We start from the raw sequence: 16,928 nt of genomic DNA, 5'->3' as shown, positions 1-16,928 counted from the left end.
ACAAGCGATAAGTAAACAAAGAGAATCCGCTATATTTTGATAACTTTTTCTTATAACAAAAAATGAATGGCAACGTGCGCCATTCATTTTTACTTTATACACCTATATTGGTTAATGCTTGTTCTAAAGAGCCAAATGATTCGAGTTTAGAAATATTGGAACCAAGTTGAATGGTGCGCTGGGCAAAGCTTGGTTGCATACCTGAAAGTATTGGTACTAACCCAATCAATTTAAAGGATTGAATCATATCTTCCATGTGTTTCGTTGCAAAATCATCTTTTAATACCGCACTGGAAAAATCAATGACAATCGTATCCAAATTCAGCTTATCCGCAGATTCTACTGCTTTCTCTTTCATAAAATAGCCTCTATCGTCATCTAAACTACCAACAATTGGTAAAACGCCAATAGAATCATTTATTGGAATAATTCGCGTGGATAATTGAATGATTTCTTTTCGCTGAGCTGCTACTTGATTTCTATTTTCTTGCATAAATCCTTCTAACAATTGTTGTTGAATGGATGAAAGCGTATCTTTTATATCAAGCATAAATTGGATAATGTCAGCATCCGTATAGAAAACATTTTCTGTTTCCTTCCATTTTACTAAGCTAGTAATGATATATTTTTCGACTTGACTCATATGTTGATGAATTTTTCTAATATCAGTCTTATCATTGAAGCGTCTTTTACCGATGCTTTCAAAGTCTCGTTCTTTCACACCAGTAATTACATCAATAATCATGCCACACGACGCATTGCTTAAGGAGCGAATAGCTGCTTCCTCTTCCCCGCCACGAAGTCTTAGTTTAAATTCATCTGTTTCAATATAATAATTTTCGTAAAACATATTCACTAACTCTGAACGACGACTAATCAAAAATTCCTTAATTTGCATAAACTTCTCCTTTTTTCACCGATATTATCTCGCAAAAATTAAGATGTTATCTGCATGTAAATTTTCAATCATTTTATCTACTTGTTCTTCTGTTAAATCAAAGTCTTCTAATAATCTTTTTACAGATTTATCGTCTGTTTTCGAGAACCATTTGGCAAAGGGCCCCGCCGCGTATAATGCACCGTATTTAGGGTTATAGGCTTGAGGAATAACAATAGCTCCACTTAGGGATTGTAAGATTCCAGAAATAATACCGAAAGCTTCTTCGTTTACAGGACGTTCGATTTCGATATTTTCTTTTTCTGTTAGTGTTTCTAGGTTTTTGTTGTGTTTTGATTTAGCTAGAACAGAAATGTCTTCTTTTTCATAGCCCTCACTTACTAACTTGTTGATAATTTCCTCTGCTGCCTTGACATTTTGAACTGCGAATACTTCCCATTTTTTCATTATTTGTCATCCCTTCCATTATCCAATTGTAAAATTTGTTTTATTTCTTCTGTGCTTAATTTTCCTAGCATTTGTTCACCTGGTTGGATTAGTTCATCCACTAGCGCTTGTTTTTTCTTTTGTAAGTCAAAAATTCGTTCTTCAATCGTACCTTTTGTAATCATTCGGAACACTTGGACGATGCGTTTTTGACCGATTCGGTGTGCACGTCCGGTTGCTTGTTCTTCTACGGCGGGATTCCACCATAAATCATATAAAATTACAGTATCCGCGCCAACAAGATTAAGTCCAGTTCCTCCCGCTTTCAAGGAAATTAAGAAAATATCATTCTCCCCTTCATTAAAAGCATTGACCATATCTAATCTTGTTTTCGATGGTGTTTTACCATCCATATAGAAAAGTGTTTGTCCATCTTCTTCTAGTTTTCGGCGAATAATTCCAAGCATACCCGTGAATTGGGAAAACAGGAGAATGCGTTTACCGTTTTCTCTTGCTGTCTGTATTGTATCAAATAATTGTAGTAATTTACCAGATTCACCTTGATAATTCTCGACAAAAAGGCTCGGATCACAGCAAATTTGGCGTAAACGGGTTAATCCCGCGAGTAATTTGATTCGTTCTTCGGAAGCATTACCATTACTTTCTTCTAAATCAGCTTGAATTTTTTCTAAGTAAGCTAAGTAGATTGTTTTTTGCTCATCGGTTAATTCAGAATAAAGGTTGGTTTCAATTTTATCTGGTAGTTCTTTGACAACATCTTGTTTTAGTCGACGTAGTAAGAATGGACGAATCATTTTAGCAATGTTGTCGTAAGGTATTTCTTTAAACTTGCGTAATGAAGGGAAAAATCCTGGCATTAATGTTTGGAAAATTGCCCATAGTTCATCGATACTGTTTTCAAGCGGCGTTCCACTGAGCGCGAATACATGATTGCGTTTCAAAGCGCGCACAGCCTGAGATGCCTTCGTATGATAATTCTTGATAGCTTGTGACTCGTCAATAATAACGCTGGAAAAAGCGACATCTGCAAAATGAACAATATCTTGGCGTAACGATGGATACGAAATTAAATATACATGGCCATGCTTCATTTCTTCCATTTCAGCCATCCGGGATTGTTTCGTTCCATGTAAAACGGTCACTGGAATAGCTGGCGCAAATTTTTCTAATTCGCTTTGCCAGTTATAAAGTAGTGATGCTGGCGTAATAATTAAGACTGGTTTTAAGTTAGGGTTATCTTCTAACTCAGATGCTAGAAAACTAATTGTTTGCACCGTTTTACCAAGCCCCATGTCATCTGCTAAAATGCCGCCAAGATTATATTTCGCAAGTGATTTCATCCATTCAAACCCAGTTAGTTGATAATCGCGCAACTCTGCTTTTAATCCTTTTGGTAAAGCAAAACTGTCTTCGGATTGCGTCGTAATATCTGTAAGCAATTCGCGGAACGAACGGCTGAATTTATGATGTTCGTCTTGTGTTCCTGCTCCTAAGATATCATAAATTTGCATTCCACGATAAAGTGGCACTTGCATATTTGCTTGCACATCTTTTTTACGCACCTCTAACATTTGGAGTACGTCTTCCATTTGTTTATAGTTTTCTGACTCGAGCGATAAGAAACGACCATTTTTAAGACGATGATAGCTGCGTTTTTCGCGCAAGGATTCTAGGACATTTTGCACTTCTTCTTCCGGAATACCTTTGAAATCGAATGAAACAGAAAGATAATCGTTATCAGAAGAGACATCTAACGTTGTTACTGGGCGCACATTCTCTTCTACCATTTCTTCTAAGCCGTCTTCCATATAAATCTCTGCGTACTCAGCAAGTTTTGGAATGGTGCGATAGTAAAACTGATATAAATCTTTCTCTTGTTTATTGACGACCATTTTTGTTCCGGAAAAATGGACAGGTGCGCTTTCAATAATATTCATTACACGGGCTTCTTTTTCCACATCGCGAATCATAATCTTTTCGTTTTCTTCTTCTGAAGTTGCAAATGGATCGAATAGTTGATTGCCATAATGATATTCAAGACGTAATGTGTGCTCTCCGTATTCGAGTGCAATAAATAATTTACAATCAAGCGGTTGTTGCGTAATCCGGTCTTCAATCGAATCATCCAGTTTTAATTTGCCACTTTTCTGTAAAGCAGGCAAAACGTATGAAATAACTTCACTCAACTGGGACTCTGAAAATTGCACCACTTCATTTTTCGTTACTTTATGAAATTCCATTAACGGTTTTAACGATTCCCACACTTCTTTTGCAGGGATGAAAAAAGTGCCATCAAAGAAAAGAAGTTGGTAAGCTTCAAAAAAGATTGCTTGTTGTAAGTCTTCCATTTCTAGTTGGTATTTGTCATCTGCGCTTTTTTTGAGTTCAAAAATGAAATCAAGGTTGTCGTGGCGCACATTGATACCGCGGTATTTAATATCTTCGACGCGTTCTTTCATAATAATACAAGTCGTATCGCGTTTAGTGAGAAGCTCCAATAACCCACTCGCCATGCTAGGTGGTATCGTTAAATTTTTCTCTTCTGCGTAAGACTTGGACCAGTAGAAAGTATCTGTATCGTATATTTTTGCAATTTCGCTGATTTGCAGTAATTTATCCAAAATTTGTTTGTCTTCCTCCAAAAAGAAATGCTCATTCGGATCATAAGCAAAATTCTTGGTAAAAACAAGCCACTGTCGGTCACGAATTGCGGCTAAAAAGGTATTCATATTTTTTACAACATAAGTTCGTTCTGTTCCTACTTTGACTTCAATAGTCATTATATAACTAGACTCATCCGGCTTTAAACGGAGGATATATTGGGTTTGAAGTGGCATTTTGTTCGTATTGTCCTCTTCCACTTCAAGTTGTTGGGCCATATTTTGTTGAAAAAGGGAAAGAAGTGTATTTGATTCCTGTGTGAGAATTCGATTTTTAAAATCTTGCTTGGCTATCTTTTGTTTTTCTTTTTCCATTTTTAAATGTGTTGCATAGATGTGTTTACAAATAGCATTCAATTGAAAATCAGCACAGCTACACGCATAATTTTCACTGCCTGCATCTTCTACGACATTTTGATCAATAAAATACGTTAAAAAATGGTCTGCTGAATCCTTTTCACGAAACTGAATGATTTCTCCGTCTTCCATCAGTTTCTTTCCAGCCTGCTTCACACTATATGGAATCATTTTATTTTGAATTGCTGTAAAGTGCTCCATTACTTTCTTCCTCCCAAAAACGTCCATTACTCTAAACTACTATTATATAGGAAAAGACGAGGGACGGCAACGCATGCGGTCTTTTAGCTACTTGCAGTAATAAATTTAGTGGTACTTCCGTGATTTGTCGCTGTTACTTCGAGTCTTGCTGAAATCCGTTCTTTTAGTTCCGGCACATGAGAGATAATCCCAACTAAGCGGCCATTTTCTTGTGTTTCTAATAAACATTCCACTGCAGCTTCAAGTGATTCAGGATCAAGTGTGCCGAACCCTTCATCAATAAACATGGTCTCAAGCGAAATCCCGCCAGCCATTTCTTGAACAACTTCTGCCAGTGATAAAGCAAGAGCTAAAGAGGTTTTAAAGCTTTCTCCTCCCGAAAGTGTTTTTACGTGGCGTGTTAATCCCGTATATTCATCAAAAACTTCAAGTTCTAAGCCACTTTGGACATTTCCTTTTGCTTTTTCGATTTTTCGCTGGAGTTCAAAACGACCGCTTGTCATTTTGGATAAACGGTGGTTGGCGCGGTGGATAATCGTGTCTAAAAACATCGCTAAAATATATCGTTCAAAGGTTAGCCGTCTAGCATTTTTACCACGAGCTGAGTCTGCTAATAAACCAATGTCAGCATAATTTTCTTCTGCTTTTTCTACTGCTTGAATACTGTTTTGATAGTTTTCGGCAAGTTCTTTTCGTTTCAAAACAAAGTCACGTTGCTTAATTGTGTTTTCTTCTGACTGAGCAAGTTCAAATTGTTTTTCGTTCATAAGTGATTCTAGTTGTTCGATATTTGGTTTTTGTTTGTTTTTCAGTTTTTCTGTCAAATCAGCTTGGCGTGATATAGCTAAATGGCGTTTCCGCTCAAAATCAGCTAGTTGTTCTTCTTTACTTTTTAGTTCTTCTACTGACATTAAAGCTTGTTTATAAGCCTCATAAGTAGGAAAATCATTTTGTTTCATTGCCTCTTTAAAAACTTCGCGTTGGACTTGTAATGCTTCTTTAGCGTCCAGTGCTGTTTTCTTGGCAGATTGCAATGTTGATTCTAGCTTAGTTGTTTCTTTTTCAGCTTCTCTAAACACCTTATCCACTTGTTCGACTTGTTCCAGATGTGTTTTAATGCTGCTACTTAATTCATTCTTTTGCTTATCAAAAATAGTTTTATCTCGTAAATCAGCTGGAATTGCTTGTTCCAGATAGCTTAATTTTCCTGATGCAAGTTGAACTTCTTGGTGAAAACTTTCTACTTGAAGAGCCGTATTATTTTTTTCTGTTTCTAGCTCTTTTTGTTTGTTTTTTAATGTTTCAAGTGCGCCTTGAATATTTTCTTTTTGCGCCACATTAGTTTGCAATTGATTTATTTGATCCGATAGGTTTTTAGCTAATTGGCGATTTTCTACTAATAAATTTTCTACTGCAACTAGATTCACATCTGCTATATCTGCCCATTCAGCTAATTGCCATTCAAGTTGACTGACTGATTTTTCAGCCTCATTAATCGCTAATTGTTTTTCGCGTAGTTTGGCTTTTGCCTCTTCTAGAGTTGTGAGGCTGGCCGACTCCCCGTATTCTGCTAATAGTGGATGTGACACAGAACCACAGACAGGACAAGCGTCCCCCTCGTGCAAATGAGCTGCGAGTGTTGCAGCTTGTTCTTGTTGTAAATTTGATTCTTCTTGTTTAATAGTTGTTTCTATAGCTAATTTTTCTGTTAAAAGTTGTGCTAGTGTTTGTTCTTCTGTTTGTTTTTGTTTATTCCATAGATCCATTTTCATTCGTTTATTAACAAGTTCTTGATTTTTTTCAATGAGAGCTTCGGCAGTTGTTCGTTTATTAACAGCCTCTAAAATCGCTAGTTCTGCTTGGTTAATTTCTCCTAAACGAGTTTCCATTAACTGTAGTTCTGCTACGTTTTCCTGCTCTGTTTTCATCACTTTTTCCAAACAATCTGCTGCTTCTTTCCAATTAATTTCAGCCACTCTTTGTTGAATCGTTACTGTTTCTAATTCAATGATTTTTGGTTCCATTTCTTCTAATTGAAAAAGTGTGCGTTTATTAGCTTCTAGTGCTGCTTCTTGTTCAGCGAGTGCTTCTTTTTGTTTTTTGGCATTTGAAAATTGATTTGTTATTAACTCTACTTCATGTGCTACTTGTTTTTCAGTATTTACCGCTGTTTCTAATTGTTCTTTTAAACGGATACAAAGTGCATCCTGAGAACGCAAATTACTGGCTCTTTTAGCTGCTTCAATTCGGTCTGCTATCACTTGATAAAAGTCTTTTTCAGCATCTAATTTAGCTACTTCTTCTATATATAAATCTAAATTTTGCCAATCAAGCAGTTGTTCTTTAGCTAGTGTCACTTTTTCGACAGCTTCACTTGTTTTTTTGCGAACAACACTTAATTCACTTTCTAATTCTGTTAAAATCACTTGTTCTTTTTGAATTGCCTCGGTTTGTAGAGCGCTAATTTCACTCGTTGTCTTTCCCAAAACTTCCACTCCTGGCAAACTAAGTTCAGCAAGTTCTGCCACTTTTTTGCGCGCTTCTATGACCAAAACTTCTGCTTGTTTTTGCTTTTCCCATAGCAAATTTTCCACTTTTTCATAGTAAACGGTATGTGCTAACCTTTGCAATATGACTTCCTTTTCTTTACTATCCGATACGAGGAGCTCTCTAAATTCGCCTTGAGGAATCATCAAAATTTGTCTAAATTGGTCCACATTAAGTTGAATTAATTCTTCCATTTTTGTATTGACATCGCGAACGGAACTCGCGAGTAACTTCATTTCATTACCAACTAGCTCATATAATTCTGCTTTTTGTGGGGAAGTTGTCGTTCCATTTCCACGTTGTTTAGCAATTTCTTGTTGCGGAATGCGACTAATCTGATAAATTTTGTCTTTCAATCTAAACACAAGCGTTACTTCCGTTATTTCTTTATCCGTTGCAAAATGACTTCGCATCGAAAAACTCTCACGGTCAAATGTGTTCGCTTTCCCAAAAATCGCAAAACTAATTGCATCAAAAATAGTCGATTTCCCAGCCCCAGTTTTACCAGAAATCACAAAAATCTGCTCCGTTCCCAATTTTTCAAAATCGATAACTTCTTTTTTTGCATAGGCTCCGAAAGCTTGCATCGTTAATTTAATCGGTCTCATTCCACTTCCTCCTTTCTCGCTTGTTCAAAAACATCCGCCAACTTTTGTTTTTGTGTTTCCGTTAATTCCGTTCCATTGACATATTCAAAAAACTGGCCAAATAGCTCTAAATCATCTTTTTTCATTATCTCTTCAAAGCTATCTTGTGTTTCTTTTAAAGTTTGTTTTTTTCGTTCTAAATGTAAAATGTTCGGATAAAATTGGCGCAATTTTCCCATTGGATCAATCAAAGCCCCTTCATCCATTAAATTCACTTGAAAAAAGTCGTTTGGCTTTTCTACTAAGTTTTCCGTCAGTTCCGCTAGTGTTCCAGAAATAATGCGCATATCATGTTTTGGCGTTAGAAAGCGCTCAGTCACGCTAAGCAGTTCTTTTCCCTCCAACTCCACAATTCGCACACTCTTATGATCATTTGCTTCTGAAAATGAATACTTTAACGGAGATCCACTGTAAAAGATAGACGGGTGGCGAATTGCATGCGGATGGTGCAAATGCCCAAGGGCGGTATACGTAAAACCATCAAAACAATCCGTAGAAACACGGTCTACATTCCCGATTGCTAATTGTCGTTCAGAATCACTTGGAATCCCACCAGAAACGAAGGCATGTCCAACCAAAATCTGCGCCTTACTTTTATCCCATTTGGACCGAATTTGTTTCGTCACAGCTTGCATAGCATCTTCAAAACTCCGAATCGAATTATCTGCCAAAGCTTCTCGAATAATTGCTGGTTCGTGATATGGTACAAGCCACACTTCCGCATCCATAAAAGGAATGCCTTCAAACTCCGAAGTGCATTTACCTTTCATATATAATTTACTGCTTTCATACCACTGGCTACCAAATGCTAGCCGTTCGGCGCTATCATGATTTCCACTAATCGCAAATATCGGAATACCAAGCTCTACATTCCACTTGACTAAAATATCATTTAATACTTTCACCGCATCAGCAGGTGGCACAGCACGATCATATAAGTCTCCCGCTAAAATAAGTGCGTCGACCTGTTCTTCTTCTGCAATCTTTGTTATTTGGGCCAAAATATACTCTTGTTCTGCAAGCATCGATACGCCTGATACAATTTTTCCTAAATGCAAATCAGCTGTATGTAAAAATTTCATCGGTTACCTCATTTCTTTTTCTCAGAGATTATTTATTTTTAATGCAAAACTCGTCAATTTTAAGTATACTAGATATAGTTTAAAAAAATAACTAGCAATATTGGGAGTGAAGAAGTTGTTTTATCATTTCGCAAAAAACCTCGTTCATTTTATTTTAATTATTATTGGTGGACGATTTCAAGTACAAAACAAAGACAAAATTATCGAAGCGCCTTATGTTGTAGTTTCCACTCACACGTCTTGGATTGAAATCTTATATCTGGGTTTTGCCCTATCGCCAACACCAGTACATTATATGGCAAAACAAGAGCTATTCAAAGGTAAATTTCTTAACTGGCTAATGACGCACCTTAATGCCTTTCCAGTCAATCGTGATAACCCTGGACCGAGTGCCATTAAAGCGCCCATCCGAATGCTAAAATCTGGCAAAGTAGTTGGTATTTTCCCGAGTGGTACTAGAAAAACAACGAATCTTCATTTAAAACGTGGTGCCGTAACGATTGCCCATAAAGCAAAAGTTCCCATGCTACCTGCCGTTTACGATGGACCAAAAACATTTGGAGAGATTTTGAAACGCAAAAAAATCATTATTCGTTTTGGCGATCCGGTATTATTCAATGATACCGAACTTGACCAAAAAGAGCTACTAGAAGTTAAGTCTCAAGAATTAATGGCGACTTTTGAACAACTTCAAAATGAAATTAACCAAACAAAAAACAAATAATAAAAAAGACAGCTTCTTTTTAGAAACCGTCTCAGACAGCAAGGAAAGTAACATTTATTTTCCTTGCTGTCTTTTTTTTAGTACATCTATTTGTTTTTGTACAGCTATTATAATTTCAGGATCATTTCCCCACATATCTAAAAAATCAGAATCTGGTTCAATCATTAACGTTAACAAATTAATTAGTTTCTCCACCATTTTATCTAGATCTTCATAATAGTCAACTGGCCAAATATATGATTTTCCAAGCATTTCTACTATGTATGAGACCGCTCTAATGCGTTCATAATCATATTCATTATTTTCAACTTCTTCTACAGTCTGGATGATAAAATCGATATCCACATGTTTCATAAACTCCCCAAACCAATCTGCCGCTTCATCACTATCCCAAGGATTAAAACCCCAAGCGCCCATTGCAATTCACCTCTATATTACTTTATTTTTCCTATTAAGCGACATTTCTTAAACAAAAAAACCGAAATAAAAGGGCTTTTAACTGAAAAATAGCAAGCAAATGTTATATCGTACACATTATGTTTCGCTTTTATCTTTTCAATTGATAGTCTTTTATTTCGGTTTCTTTATTATCAGGAAGCTGTATCTGTTGTAATGCTTGAAGGATTAAGTCCAGCATCTTTTAATACGCCAGCAATTGCTTCGTCCGCTTTTGCCATCGCTTCGTCTGCTTTTGTTGTATCGCGACCACTAGCTTTAAGTGCGTCTGCTTCTAATTTGTAAGCGTCACTTAATTGTTTCACAGCTGCTTTAAAATCATCTGTGGATTTACCAAGGTCTGGTGTTTTTTCACTCGCAAGTGCTTCAGATACTTTTAGTGCTGATTCACTAGCTGGTTTTGCAAGAGATGCAAGTTCTGCTTCAGATGGTTTAGGATCTGCGCCAACTGCTCCTACATAAGCGTTGTAATCGCCATTGTTTTCATTAACAACGTCTACTAAGTCCATGTAATAATTTAATACTTTGTCTTTATCACTTGTTGTTTCTTTTTTTGTGTCTTCTTTTTTGTCAGAACTGTTAGAACCAGAACAAGCCGCAAGCGACAATCCTAGTGCTAAAGTTAAAACTACTAATAACCATTTCTTCAAGATGATGTCCTCCTTTTTTTCAAGCCAAACTCGGAAGCCCTTTTGTAACTGGCCGCGTCAGTCTCGGATATGCTTCACCCATCCGGCAAGTAACATTACTCACGATGTAACATTATTCATTATAAGCTATTCGAACGGCATTTTTCAAGCTGTTTTAGAAAATGCTTTCACTATTATTCGTACTCTCCGCTAACTTCTACTTTATTAAGCTCTTTTTCGGTATTTTTATATTGAAAATACATCACAATTCGCCAAGGCACAATCATCGCAAACGCCATTATCCAGAACATACCAGACAACTCGCCCACTTCTAAACTACCACTAATCCAGTACTTAATGAAGATCCGAATGAGTAACAGTCCCATCAAAATAACCGGAAAAGCTTTTGTACGTTTAATAAATACGTATTTATGACGAACTTCAAATTTCGTTGTCCAAATTAAAATAACAGAAAACACCAGCCCCATTGCTATAGCTTCTAAAATATCTACCCACGAAACACGGAAAAAAGGAATTACAAACATGAGAGCGCCTGTTGACATCATAATTGGTGGTATGATAATCCCTTTCACACTTGCTGGACGCTTTGATGCTTTCATTCTTATCATGATAATTCCAGCCCCAAAAACAAGTGTAATGATAATTGAAATGATTAATGACACTTTTAATTCCCCCTACTAATCTGCTGTAACACTTCGCTCCTCATTATATTCCTTTTACCGTCTGAAATAAACTTCTCTGCTTAAAGCGCTTCGTCTAAATCCATTCCGCTATTTTGTAATTGATACATCGAGTGATATACACCTTGTTCTGCAATTAACGTATCATGGGTACCACGTTCAATAATTCTTCCTTTGGATAAAACTAAAATTAAATCGGCATCCTTAATTGTCGAAAGTCGATGCGCAATCGCAATTGTTGTACGTCCTTCTCTCATTCGTTTTAATCCCGTTTGAATTAAGCTTTCTGTCTCGGTATCAATATTCGCTGTTGCTTCGTCTAAAACGAGAATTTGTGGGTTTGTCACGACCGTTCTTGCAAATGAAATCAATTGTCTTTGTCCACTTGAAAATGAAGCACCTCGCTCAATTACTTTATGCTTGTACTCATCGGATAATGTTTGAATAAAGCTGTCCGCTTGAACAAATTTCGCAGCATCTATAATTTGTTCATCTGTAATGTTTTTATCATACAAGCGAATATTTGTATTAATATCGCCATAAAACATAAAACTATCTTGCAGGACAAGCCCGGTTTTCTTCCGTAATTCAGTAATTTCATGAGACTTAATTGACTTACCATCAATTAAAATATCTCCACGTTCAAATTCATAAAAACGCATCATTAAATTAATAATAGAACTTTTCCCGCTCCCTGTATGACCAACAAGTGCCACTGTTTGCCCAGGTTCTGCCGTAAAGCTAATGTTTTTAAGCACATCTCGTCCACCTTCATAAGCAAACGAAACATCTTTAAATTCAATTTTGGCGCGCGTGATTTTCGCTTCTGGATCATTTAATTGAGCTGGGACTTCTTCTGTTTCATCCATAATACGAAATACTCGTGAAGCCGCTGTAATTGCTTCTTGGTACATTGCCAGCCGTTCCATTACGTTATAAATCGCCTCTAAAAAACGGTCAAAGTAACTAATAAACGCATAAATCGTCCCAATTGCTACTGGTCCAATTAATGATTCAGCCCCAAAGAAACTAAGAATAATCACAACCGCTAACGCATAAATTAAATCAATCGCTGGTCCAAGTAATAGTGCATTAAATTTGATATTTTTCATCCCAACGTCATAGTAATCTTTGTTAATTTTCTCAAATTCTTTTACTAAACGACGCTCTTGATTAAATTGTTGAACAATTGACATCCCCGAAATCGACTCAGCGATTTTCGCATTTAATTGGCTTAATTTTTCTCGTCTCGCCCGGTAAAATTGGGAACTATATTTTCGGTAAACAAAAATAATAAAGACAATAAGTGGGAATAACAGTAAACTATATAGCGCTAATTGAACATTGAGCGCAAACATTGCAGCATAAATCCCGACAAGCATAAACAAACTTTGAATTGCTGTTGAAAGCACATTAATAAACATATCTTTCACAGCTTCGGTATCATTTGTCACGCGCGAAACAATACTTCCTGCAGGCGTTTTGTCAAAGTAACGCATTCCTAGTGAATGAAGTTTTGTAAAAATATCAATCCGCATTTGTTGAACAATTTCAAGCGCGATTTTTTGAAAGAACAACAGTTGGAAATACCAAACAACCGATTTCCCAATCGTAAGTCCCAAATAGCCCGCACCAAGAATTAACAAAGCTTGCATTTCCAAATTCATCGGTGTCAAATAATCATCCAAAAATATTTTAATCAAGATTGGCGCAAACACATCCGCAAGTGTCACAAGAAGAACAAGCACACCTGTCCAAATCAAACTTGGAATATGGTATTTGGTATAACTAAGCATTCGTTTTAAAACCTCACGATGTTCTTTGCCGGACATCACTAACATTTCATCTTGCTCATTCATCGCTTCCATCTGCTGCACCCCCTTCTTCTAATGCTTCTTCCAGCTGTTGCTCCTGAAACATTTCTCTATACCAGCCATCTAAATCCATTAGCTCCATATGGGTTCCACGTTCCACAATTCTGCCTTTATCAATGACAATAATTAAATTCGCATGTTCAACAGAGCTTAATCTGTGTGCGCTGATAATCGTCGTTTTATCTGAACGATTCTCTTTTAAATTAGCTAAAATTTGTTCTTCTGTTTTCGCATCTACCGCCGAAAGTGCATCATCTAATATAAGCAATTCAGGGTTCATAATTAGCGCACGTGCGATGGCAAGACGCTGCTTCTGTCCACCAGAAAGTGAGACTCCACGCTCGCCGACAATCGTATCATAACCATTTTCAAAACCAAGAATGTCTTCATCTACAGACACAAGTTTTGCAATATTACTCACTTCTTCTTGTGATGCTTCTGGTTTTCCAAAACGAATATTATCTCGCACCGTTGTTGAGAATAAAAACTGATCTTGCGGCACATAACCAATTGCTTCTCGTAAAGCTCGAACTGTGTAGTCTTGAATTTTCATGTTAGCGAAAGCAATCTTACCTTCATACGTATCATATTCCCGCATTAACAGTTTTAATAAGGAGGTTTTCCCAGAACCAGTTCGACCAACTATCCCCAGTGTTTCCCCGGCTTTTAAATTAAAATGAATATCTGATAAAACTGGAACACTTTCATCTGGATAAATAAATTTATCTATTGCTACTTGTAAGTTCCCAACTGGAACCGTATCTACTGCACCTTCATGGTCAACAACATCTTCTTTTTCGGCGAGCAAATGTTGCACTCGATCATAAGAAGCATTCCCGCGCTGGATAATATTGTATAAGAACCCAAATGCTAACATCGGCCAAATTAATAAGAATAAATAATTTGAAAAAGCAATTACTTGCCCAATAGTTAATTCTCCGTCTACAACGAATTTCGCTCCAAACCCTAATGAAAGAACAAATGAAATCCCCACAATAATAGAAATCATCGGATCGAACATTGCATCCACTTTAGCGACAGAAATATTTTTTTGAACAACTTCTTTCGTTTGTTTCGCAAAATCTTGAATATCCTCTTTCTCTTGCCCAAATGTCCGAGTTACTTTAATTCCAGAAATACTTTCTTGCGTTTTATCATTTAGCATCGAAAAAGCTGCTTGCGCCCCGTGAAAGCGATCATGTAACTTTTTACCTAGAATCGAACTTCCGAGCACCATAAACGGCATTGGAAGTAATGCAATCAAAGTTAAGCGCCAATCAATTGTAATCGCCATTGTTGCAATAACCGTTCCGCCTGTTAGAACAGAATCTGATAGGGTCAAAACACCAATTCCTGCTACTTGTTGAATGGCTGTAATATCATTCGTCGCATGGGCCATTAAATCCCCAGTACGATAACGTTGAAAGAAAAATGGCGACATCTTTGTAAAATGTTCAAATAATCGCAAGCGTAAAGTTCGTTGTAATTTATTATCAGAACCAAAAATTAACATTCGCCACACATAGCGACCAGCGTATGCAAGAATTGCTGCTACAACTAGAATAACCATCCATTTAATCAATTTGTCTTTTGTCAGTGAGTCATTCGTTACAGCATCAACCGTATAGCCAATAATTTGTGGCGGAACTAACTGTAAAAGCGCAATCGTAAACAAAATGGTTACCCCAAATGCATAAGGTTTCCAATTTTCTTTAAAAAACCAACCTAATGCTTTATAAATTTTCAAACAACAATCCCTCCCTTTTCTCCTTAAAATTGGACAAATAAAAATAATGGACCTATTTCTGCCCATTATTACCCGAAAAAATATATTTATTTGTCACCACTTTGTATAAAATAAAACCAAATTAAAGGAGAGCTCCCTTGTTTTTGAAATGGTCCGGTGAAATAAATTCTATTTTTAAGCGCAATAATGCCTTGTTTGAAGCCTTCATATAATTATTCATCGTCCATTCCTCCTTTGTTTTATTATGCAACGTTATTAGTTTAACCGATTTTTTTTGAAAGCGCAACAAATAATTGCAAATTGTTTAAAAATTATTTTTATTATACTTGCTCTCGGGATCAATTGGTTATATAAAAAAGCATAACAATATATCCAAGAATTGTTATGCTTTATCATTAGAATATTTAATTTTCTTCTGAAGTGACTTGATTTTCAACAGCCTCTTCATATAATTCAAACTCCTCTGTTTTGCTCACTTCTTTTTCTGTATCAATATTTTTTGTTTTTTCATCGAAAGAAATAGTAGAATTTCCTCCTGCTACAAGTAAAGAGCCATCATCTTGTATGTAAGCATTGAATAGGTAGATTTTGCCTACTTCTGGAAGTTGATCATCTTCAAAAACGTCATAAGCCGACCCATCTTCCCGAATTCCACCTTGTTTTTGAAGTGCAATTTCTTTATCCATTGCTAATTCATTCTTTAAATTCGAAATGACTTCTACTTTATAATTTGTATATGCTTCGCCAATATATTCGATTGAACCATCTTCTTGTTCCATTGGTGTTTTATTTTTGTAATCTGTTCCTGTTTCTTTCGTTACTTTTCCTACAAATACATGATCCGCATCGCCAACAACTTCATTTGGATTGTCTACATCGAGTGTATAATCGGAATGAATAGCATATGTTGGTACTTCTTTTTTCTCTGGTTTAGTCTTCTCGGCATGGGTGTTTACTGTTAAAATACTGCCGATACCTAAAATACTAATTATTGAAGCGATAATGCCAATAGTTGTTTTTTTCAATTTAAGTACCCCTTTTTAATATTTTTTATATGCTGCATCATATGATTGTTTATCATTCGTAGATAAAGTTGTTTTAGAAGTGCTATATTGGTACATTACGTCACTAGATGCATTATGACCTAATCGCAAACCATGTCCTAGCTCATGTGTAGCAACATTTTGTTTCCCAGCATTATTTTTTTTATCCATATTTTTCTTGTTAAAAGTGATTTTTCCGTTACTGTAAGTTGTCGCGTTGATATTATTATTTGCTGAAATATCACTACAATATACGTCTGATTTGTTTGCTCCTGAAGCTGGTCTAATAACTCCTTTTTTATAAGCATTCCAAGTATTAGCCCCAGATCGGATAAATGACATATACTTTGAATTCCCTGAATAATCTAGGTGTTTACTAGAATCTACCAAATCCCAGCTATTGATTTTTGCTGTTGCACTCGCTTCTTGTCCTGGAAGTAAAACGCTCCACAAACATACAAATGCGATTACAAATGATACAATCTTCTTCATTCTGTCTTCCCCCTCTTTGTAAATAATAAAGTGAAACCGTAAACATATTGTGATAAAGTAAATAATTCTCTTAGAAAAGCTACCCCTTTTTTGTATTCACCTCACTTTTAGCTGACACTATCACCCATCATTTTCCCGTAGTAAATCATGGCTTTTATCAACTTTTTCGAACAAAAAAAGTGTAACATGAAAATAGAATGTATAACCAAAAATGTAATGAAATGTCTATTTCTTGTCATGAATGACGAAAAACCATTCTTATTTAGAATGATTATTACTCATTTTGAAATAAAATTTGAGAAAAAAGAGATTACCCACTCGTTTCGGCGTGATTTTCCCCGTTTTATTCACTTTGATATCCACACTTCACTAAATGTACATAAATGAAGTTTGAATCATTAATATTTAGTACAGTTAACGGAT

At 36.1% G+C, this 16,928-nt stretch carries 13 protein-coding genes; 1 reads left to right on the top strand and 12 read right to left on the bottom strand.

Translation table 11 applies throughout. The features are described from left to right. Positions 1 to 94: 94 nt before the first annotated feature. The 5 genes from HCB45_RS03235 to HCB45_RS03215 form a co-directional block, all read right to left on the bottom strand. Positions 95 to 898 (bottom strand): STAS domain-containing protein, encoded by an 804-nt coding sequence (locus HCB45_RS03235; RefSeq protein ID WP_185618774.1) that lies wholly within the window; start codon positions 896 to 898, stop codon positions 95 to 97. 24 nt (positions 899 to 922) lie between these two features. After that, entirely contained in the window at positions 923 to 1,345 is a 423-nt protein-coding gene (locus HCB45_RS03230; protein ID WP_185618771.1) for a general stress protein, read from the bottom strand. Then, positions 1,345 to 4,563: a DEAD/DEAH box helicase gene (locus HCB45_RS03225; RefSeq protein WP_185318946.1), complete on the bottom strand. Its 3,219-nt coding sequence runs from the start codon at positions 4,561 to 4,563 to the stop codon at positions 1,345 to 1,347. The genes HCB45_RS03230 and HCB45_RS03225 overlap by 1 nt, the downstream gene beginning before the upstream one ends. Before the next feature lie 83 nt (positions 4,564 to 4,646). Beyond that, complete coding sequence (locus HCB45_RS03220; RefSeq protein WP_185618768.1) at positions 4,647 to 7,718, bottom strand: AAA family ATPase; 3,072 nt, start codon at positions 7,716 to 7,718, stop codon at positions 4,647 to 4,649. After that, positions 7,715 to 8,839: an exonuclease SbcCD subunit D gene (locus HCB45_RS03215; protein WP_185318948.1), complete on the bottom strand. Its 1,125-nt coding sequence runs from the start codon at positions 8,837 to 8,839 to the stop codon at positions 7,715 to 7,717. Before HCB45_RS03215 ends, HCB45_RS03220 begins: the two co-directional genes overlap by 4 nt. Positions 8,840 to 8,954: 115 nt before the next feature. On the opposite strand from HCB45_RS03215, the gene HCB45_RS03210 reads away from it, so the two are divergent. Beyond that, complete coding sequence (locus HCB45_RS03210) at positions 8,955 to 9,563, top strand: lysophospholipid acyltransferase family protein (RefSeq protein ID WP_003727338.1); 609 nt, start codon at positions 8,955 to 8,957, stop codon at positions 9,561 to 9,563. 54 nt (positions 9,564 to 9,617) lie between these two features. Here HCB45_RS03210 and HCB45_RS03205 read toward each other — a convergent pair whose 3' ends face one another. The 7 genes from HCB45_RS03205 to HCB45_RS03175 form a co-directional block, all read right to left on the bottom strand. Beyond that, positions 9,618 to 9,980, bottom strand: coding sequence for a DUF4259 domain-containing protein (locus HCB45_RS03205; RefSeq protein ID WP_185618765.1), 363 nt, complete (start codon positions 9,978 to 9,980; stop codon positions 9,618 to 9,620). 173 nt (positions 9,981 to 10,153) lie between these two features. Further along, entirely contained in the window at positions 10,154 to 10,669 is a 516-nt protein-coding gene (locus tag HCB45_RS03200; protein WP_185318949.1) for a hypothetical protein, read from the bottom strand. Positions 10,670 to 10,842: 173 nt separating this feature from the next. Then, entirely contained in the window at positions 10,843 to 11,331 is a 489-nt protein-coding gene (locus HCB45_RS03195) for a CcdC family protein (protein WP_003736784.1), read from the bottom strand. An 80-nt stretch (positions 11,332 to 11,411) separates the two neighbouring features. Then, complete coding sequence (locus tag HCB45_RS03190; protein WP_185318950.1) at positions 11,412 to 13,217, bottom strand: ABC transporter ATP-binding protein; 1,806 nt, start codon at positions 13,215 to 13,217, stop codon at positions 11,412 to 11,414. Next, entirely contained in the window at positions 13,201 to 14,970 is a 1,770-nt protein-coding gene (locus HCB45_RS03185) for an ABC transporter ATP-binding protein (protein ID WP_185618762.1), read from the bottom strand. The genes HCB45_RS03190 and HCB45_RS03185 overlap by 17 nt, the downstream gene beginning before the upstream one ends. Before the next feature lie 404 nt (positions 14,971 to 15,374). Further along, positions 15,375 to 15,995 carry a cell surface protein gene (locus HCB45_RS03180; RefSeq protein WP_185318952.1) on the bottom strand — a complete coding sequence of 207 codons (621 nt, stop codon included), beginning with the start codon at positions 15,993 to 15,995 and terminating at the stop codon, positions 15,375 to 15,377. Between the two features lie 15 nt (positions 15,996 to 16,010). After that, positions 16,011 to 16,505, bottom strand: a complete 495-nt coding sequence (locus tag HCB45_RS03175) for a matrixin family metalloprotease (protein ID WP_185318953.1) — start codon at positions 16,503 to 16,505, stop codon at positions 16,011 to 16,013. Positions 16,506 to 16,928: the final 423 nt, after the last annotated feature.

This window comes from Listeria farberi, assembly GCF_014229245.1.
Classification (GTDB): Bacteria; Bacillota; Bacilli; order Lactobacillales; family Listeriaceae; genus Listeria; species Listeria farberi.
The sequence above is the reverse complement of the archived record's forward strand: the minus strand, read 5'-3'. Positions and strand labels throughout refer to the sequence as shown.

Excerpts from the sequence above, each read along its gene's own strand:
- HCB45_RS03190 (WP_185318950.1), bottom strand. The coding sequence starts at position 13,217 with ATGGAAGCGATGAATGAGCAAGATGAAATGTTAGTGATGTCCGGCAAA.
- HCB45_RS03235 (WP_185618774.1), bottom strand. The coding sequence starts at position 898 with ATGCAAATTAAGGAATTTTTGATTAGTCGTCGTTCAGAGTTAGTGAAT.
- HCB45_RS03205 (WP_185618765.1), bottom strand. The coding sequence starts at position 9,980 with ATGGGCGCTTGGGGTTTTAATCCTTGGGATAGTGATGAAGCGGCAGAT.
- HCB45_RS03220 (WP_185618768.1), bottom strand. The coding sequence starts at position 7,718 with ATGAGACCGATTAAATTAACGATGCAAGCTTTCGGAGCCTATGCAAAA.
- HCB45_RS03225 (WP_185318946.1), bottom strand. The coding sequence starts at position 4,563 with ATGGAGCACTTTACAGCAATTCAAAATAAAATGATTCCATATAGTGTG.
- HCB45_RS03175 (WP_185318953.1), bottom strand. The coding sequence starts at position 16,505 with ATGAAGAAGATTGTATCATTTGTAATCGCATTTGTATGTTTGTGGAGC.
- HCB45_RS03215 (WP_185318948.1), bottom strand. The coding sequence starts at position 8,839 with ATGAAATTTTTACATACAGCTGATTTGCATTTAGGAAAAATTGTATCA.
- HCB45_RS03230 (WP_185618771.1), bottom strand. The coding sequence starts at position 1,345 with ATGAAAAAATGGGAAGTATTCGCAGTTCAAAATGTCAAGGCAGCAGAG.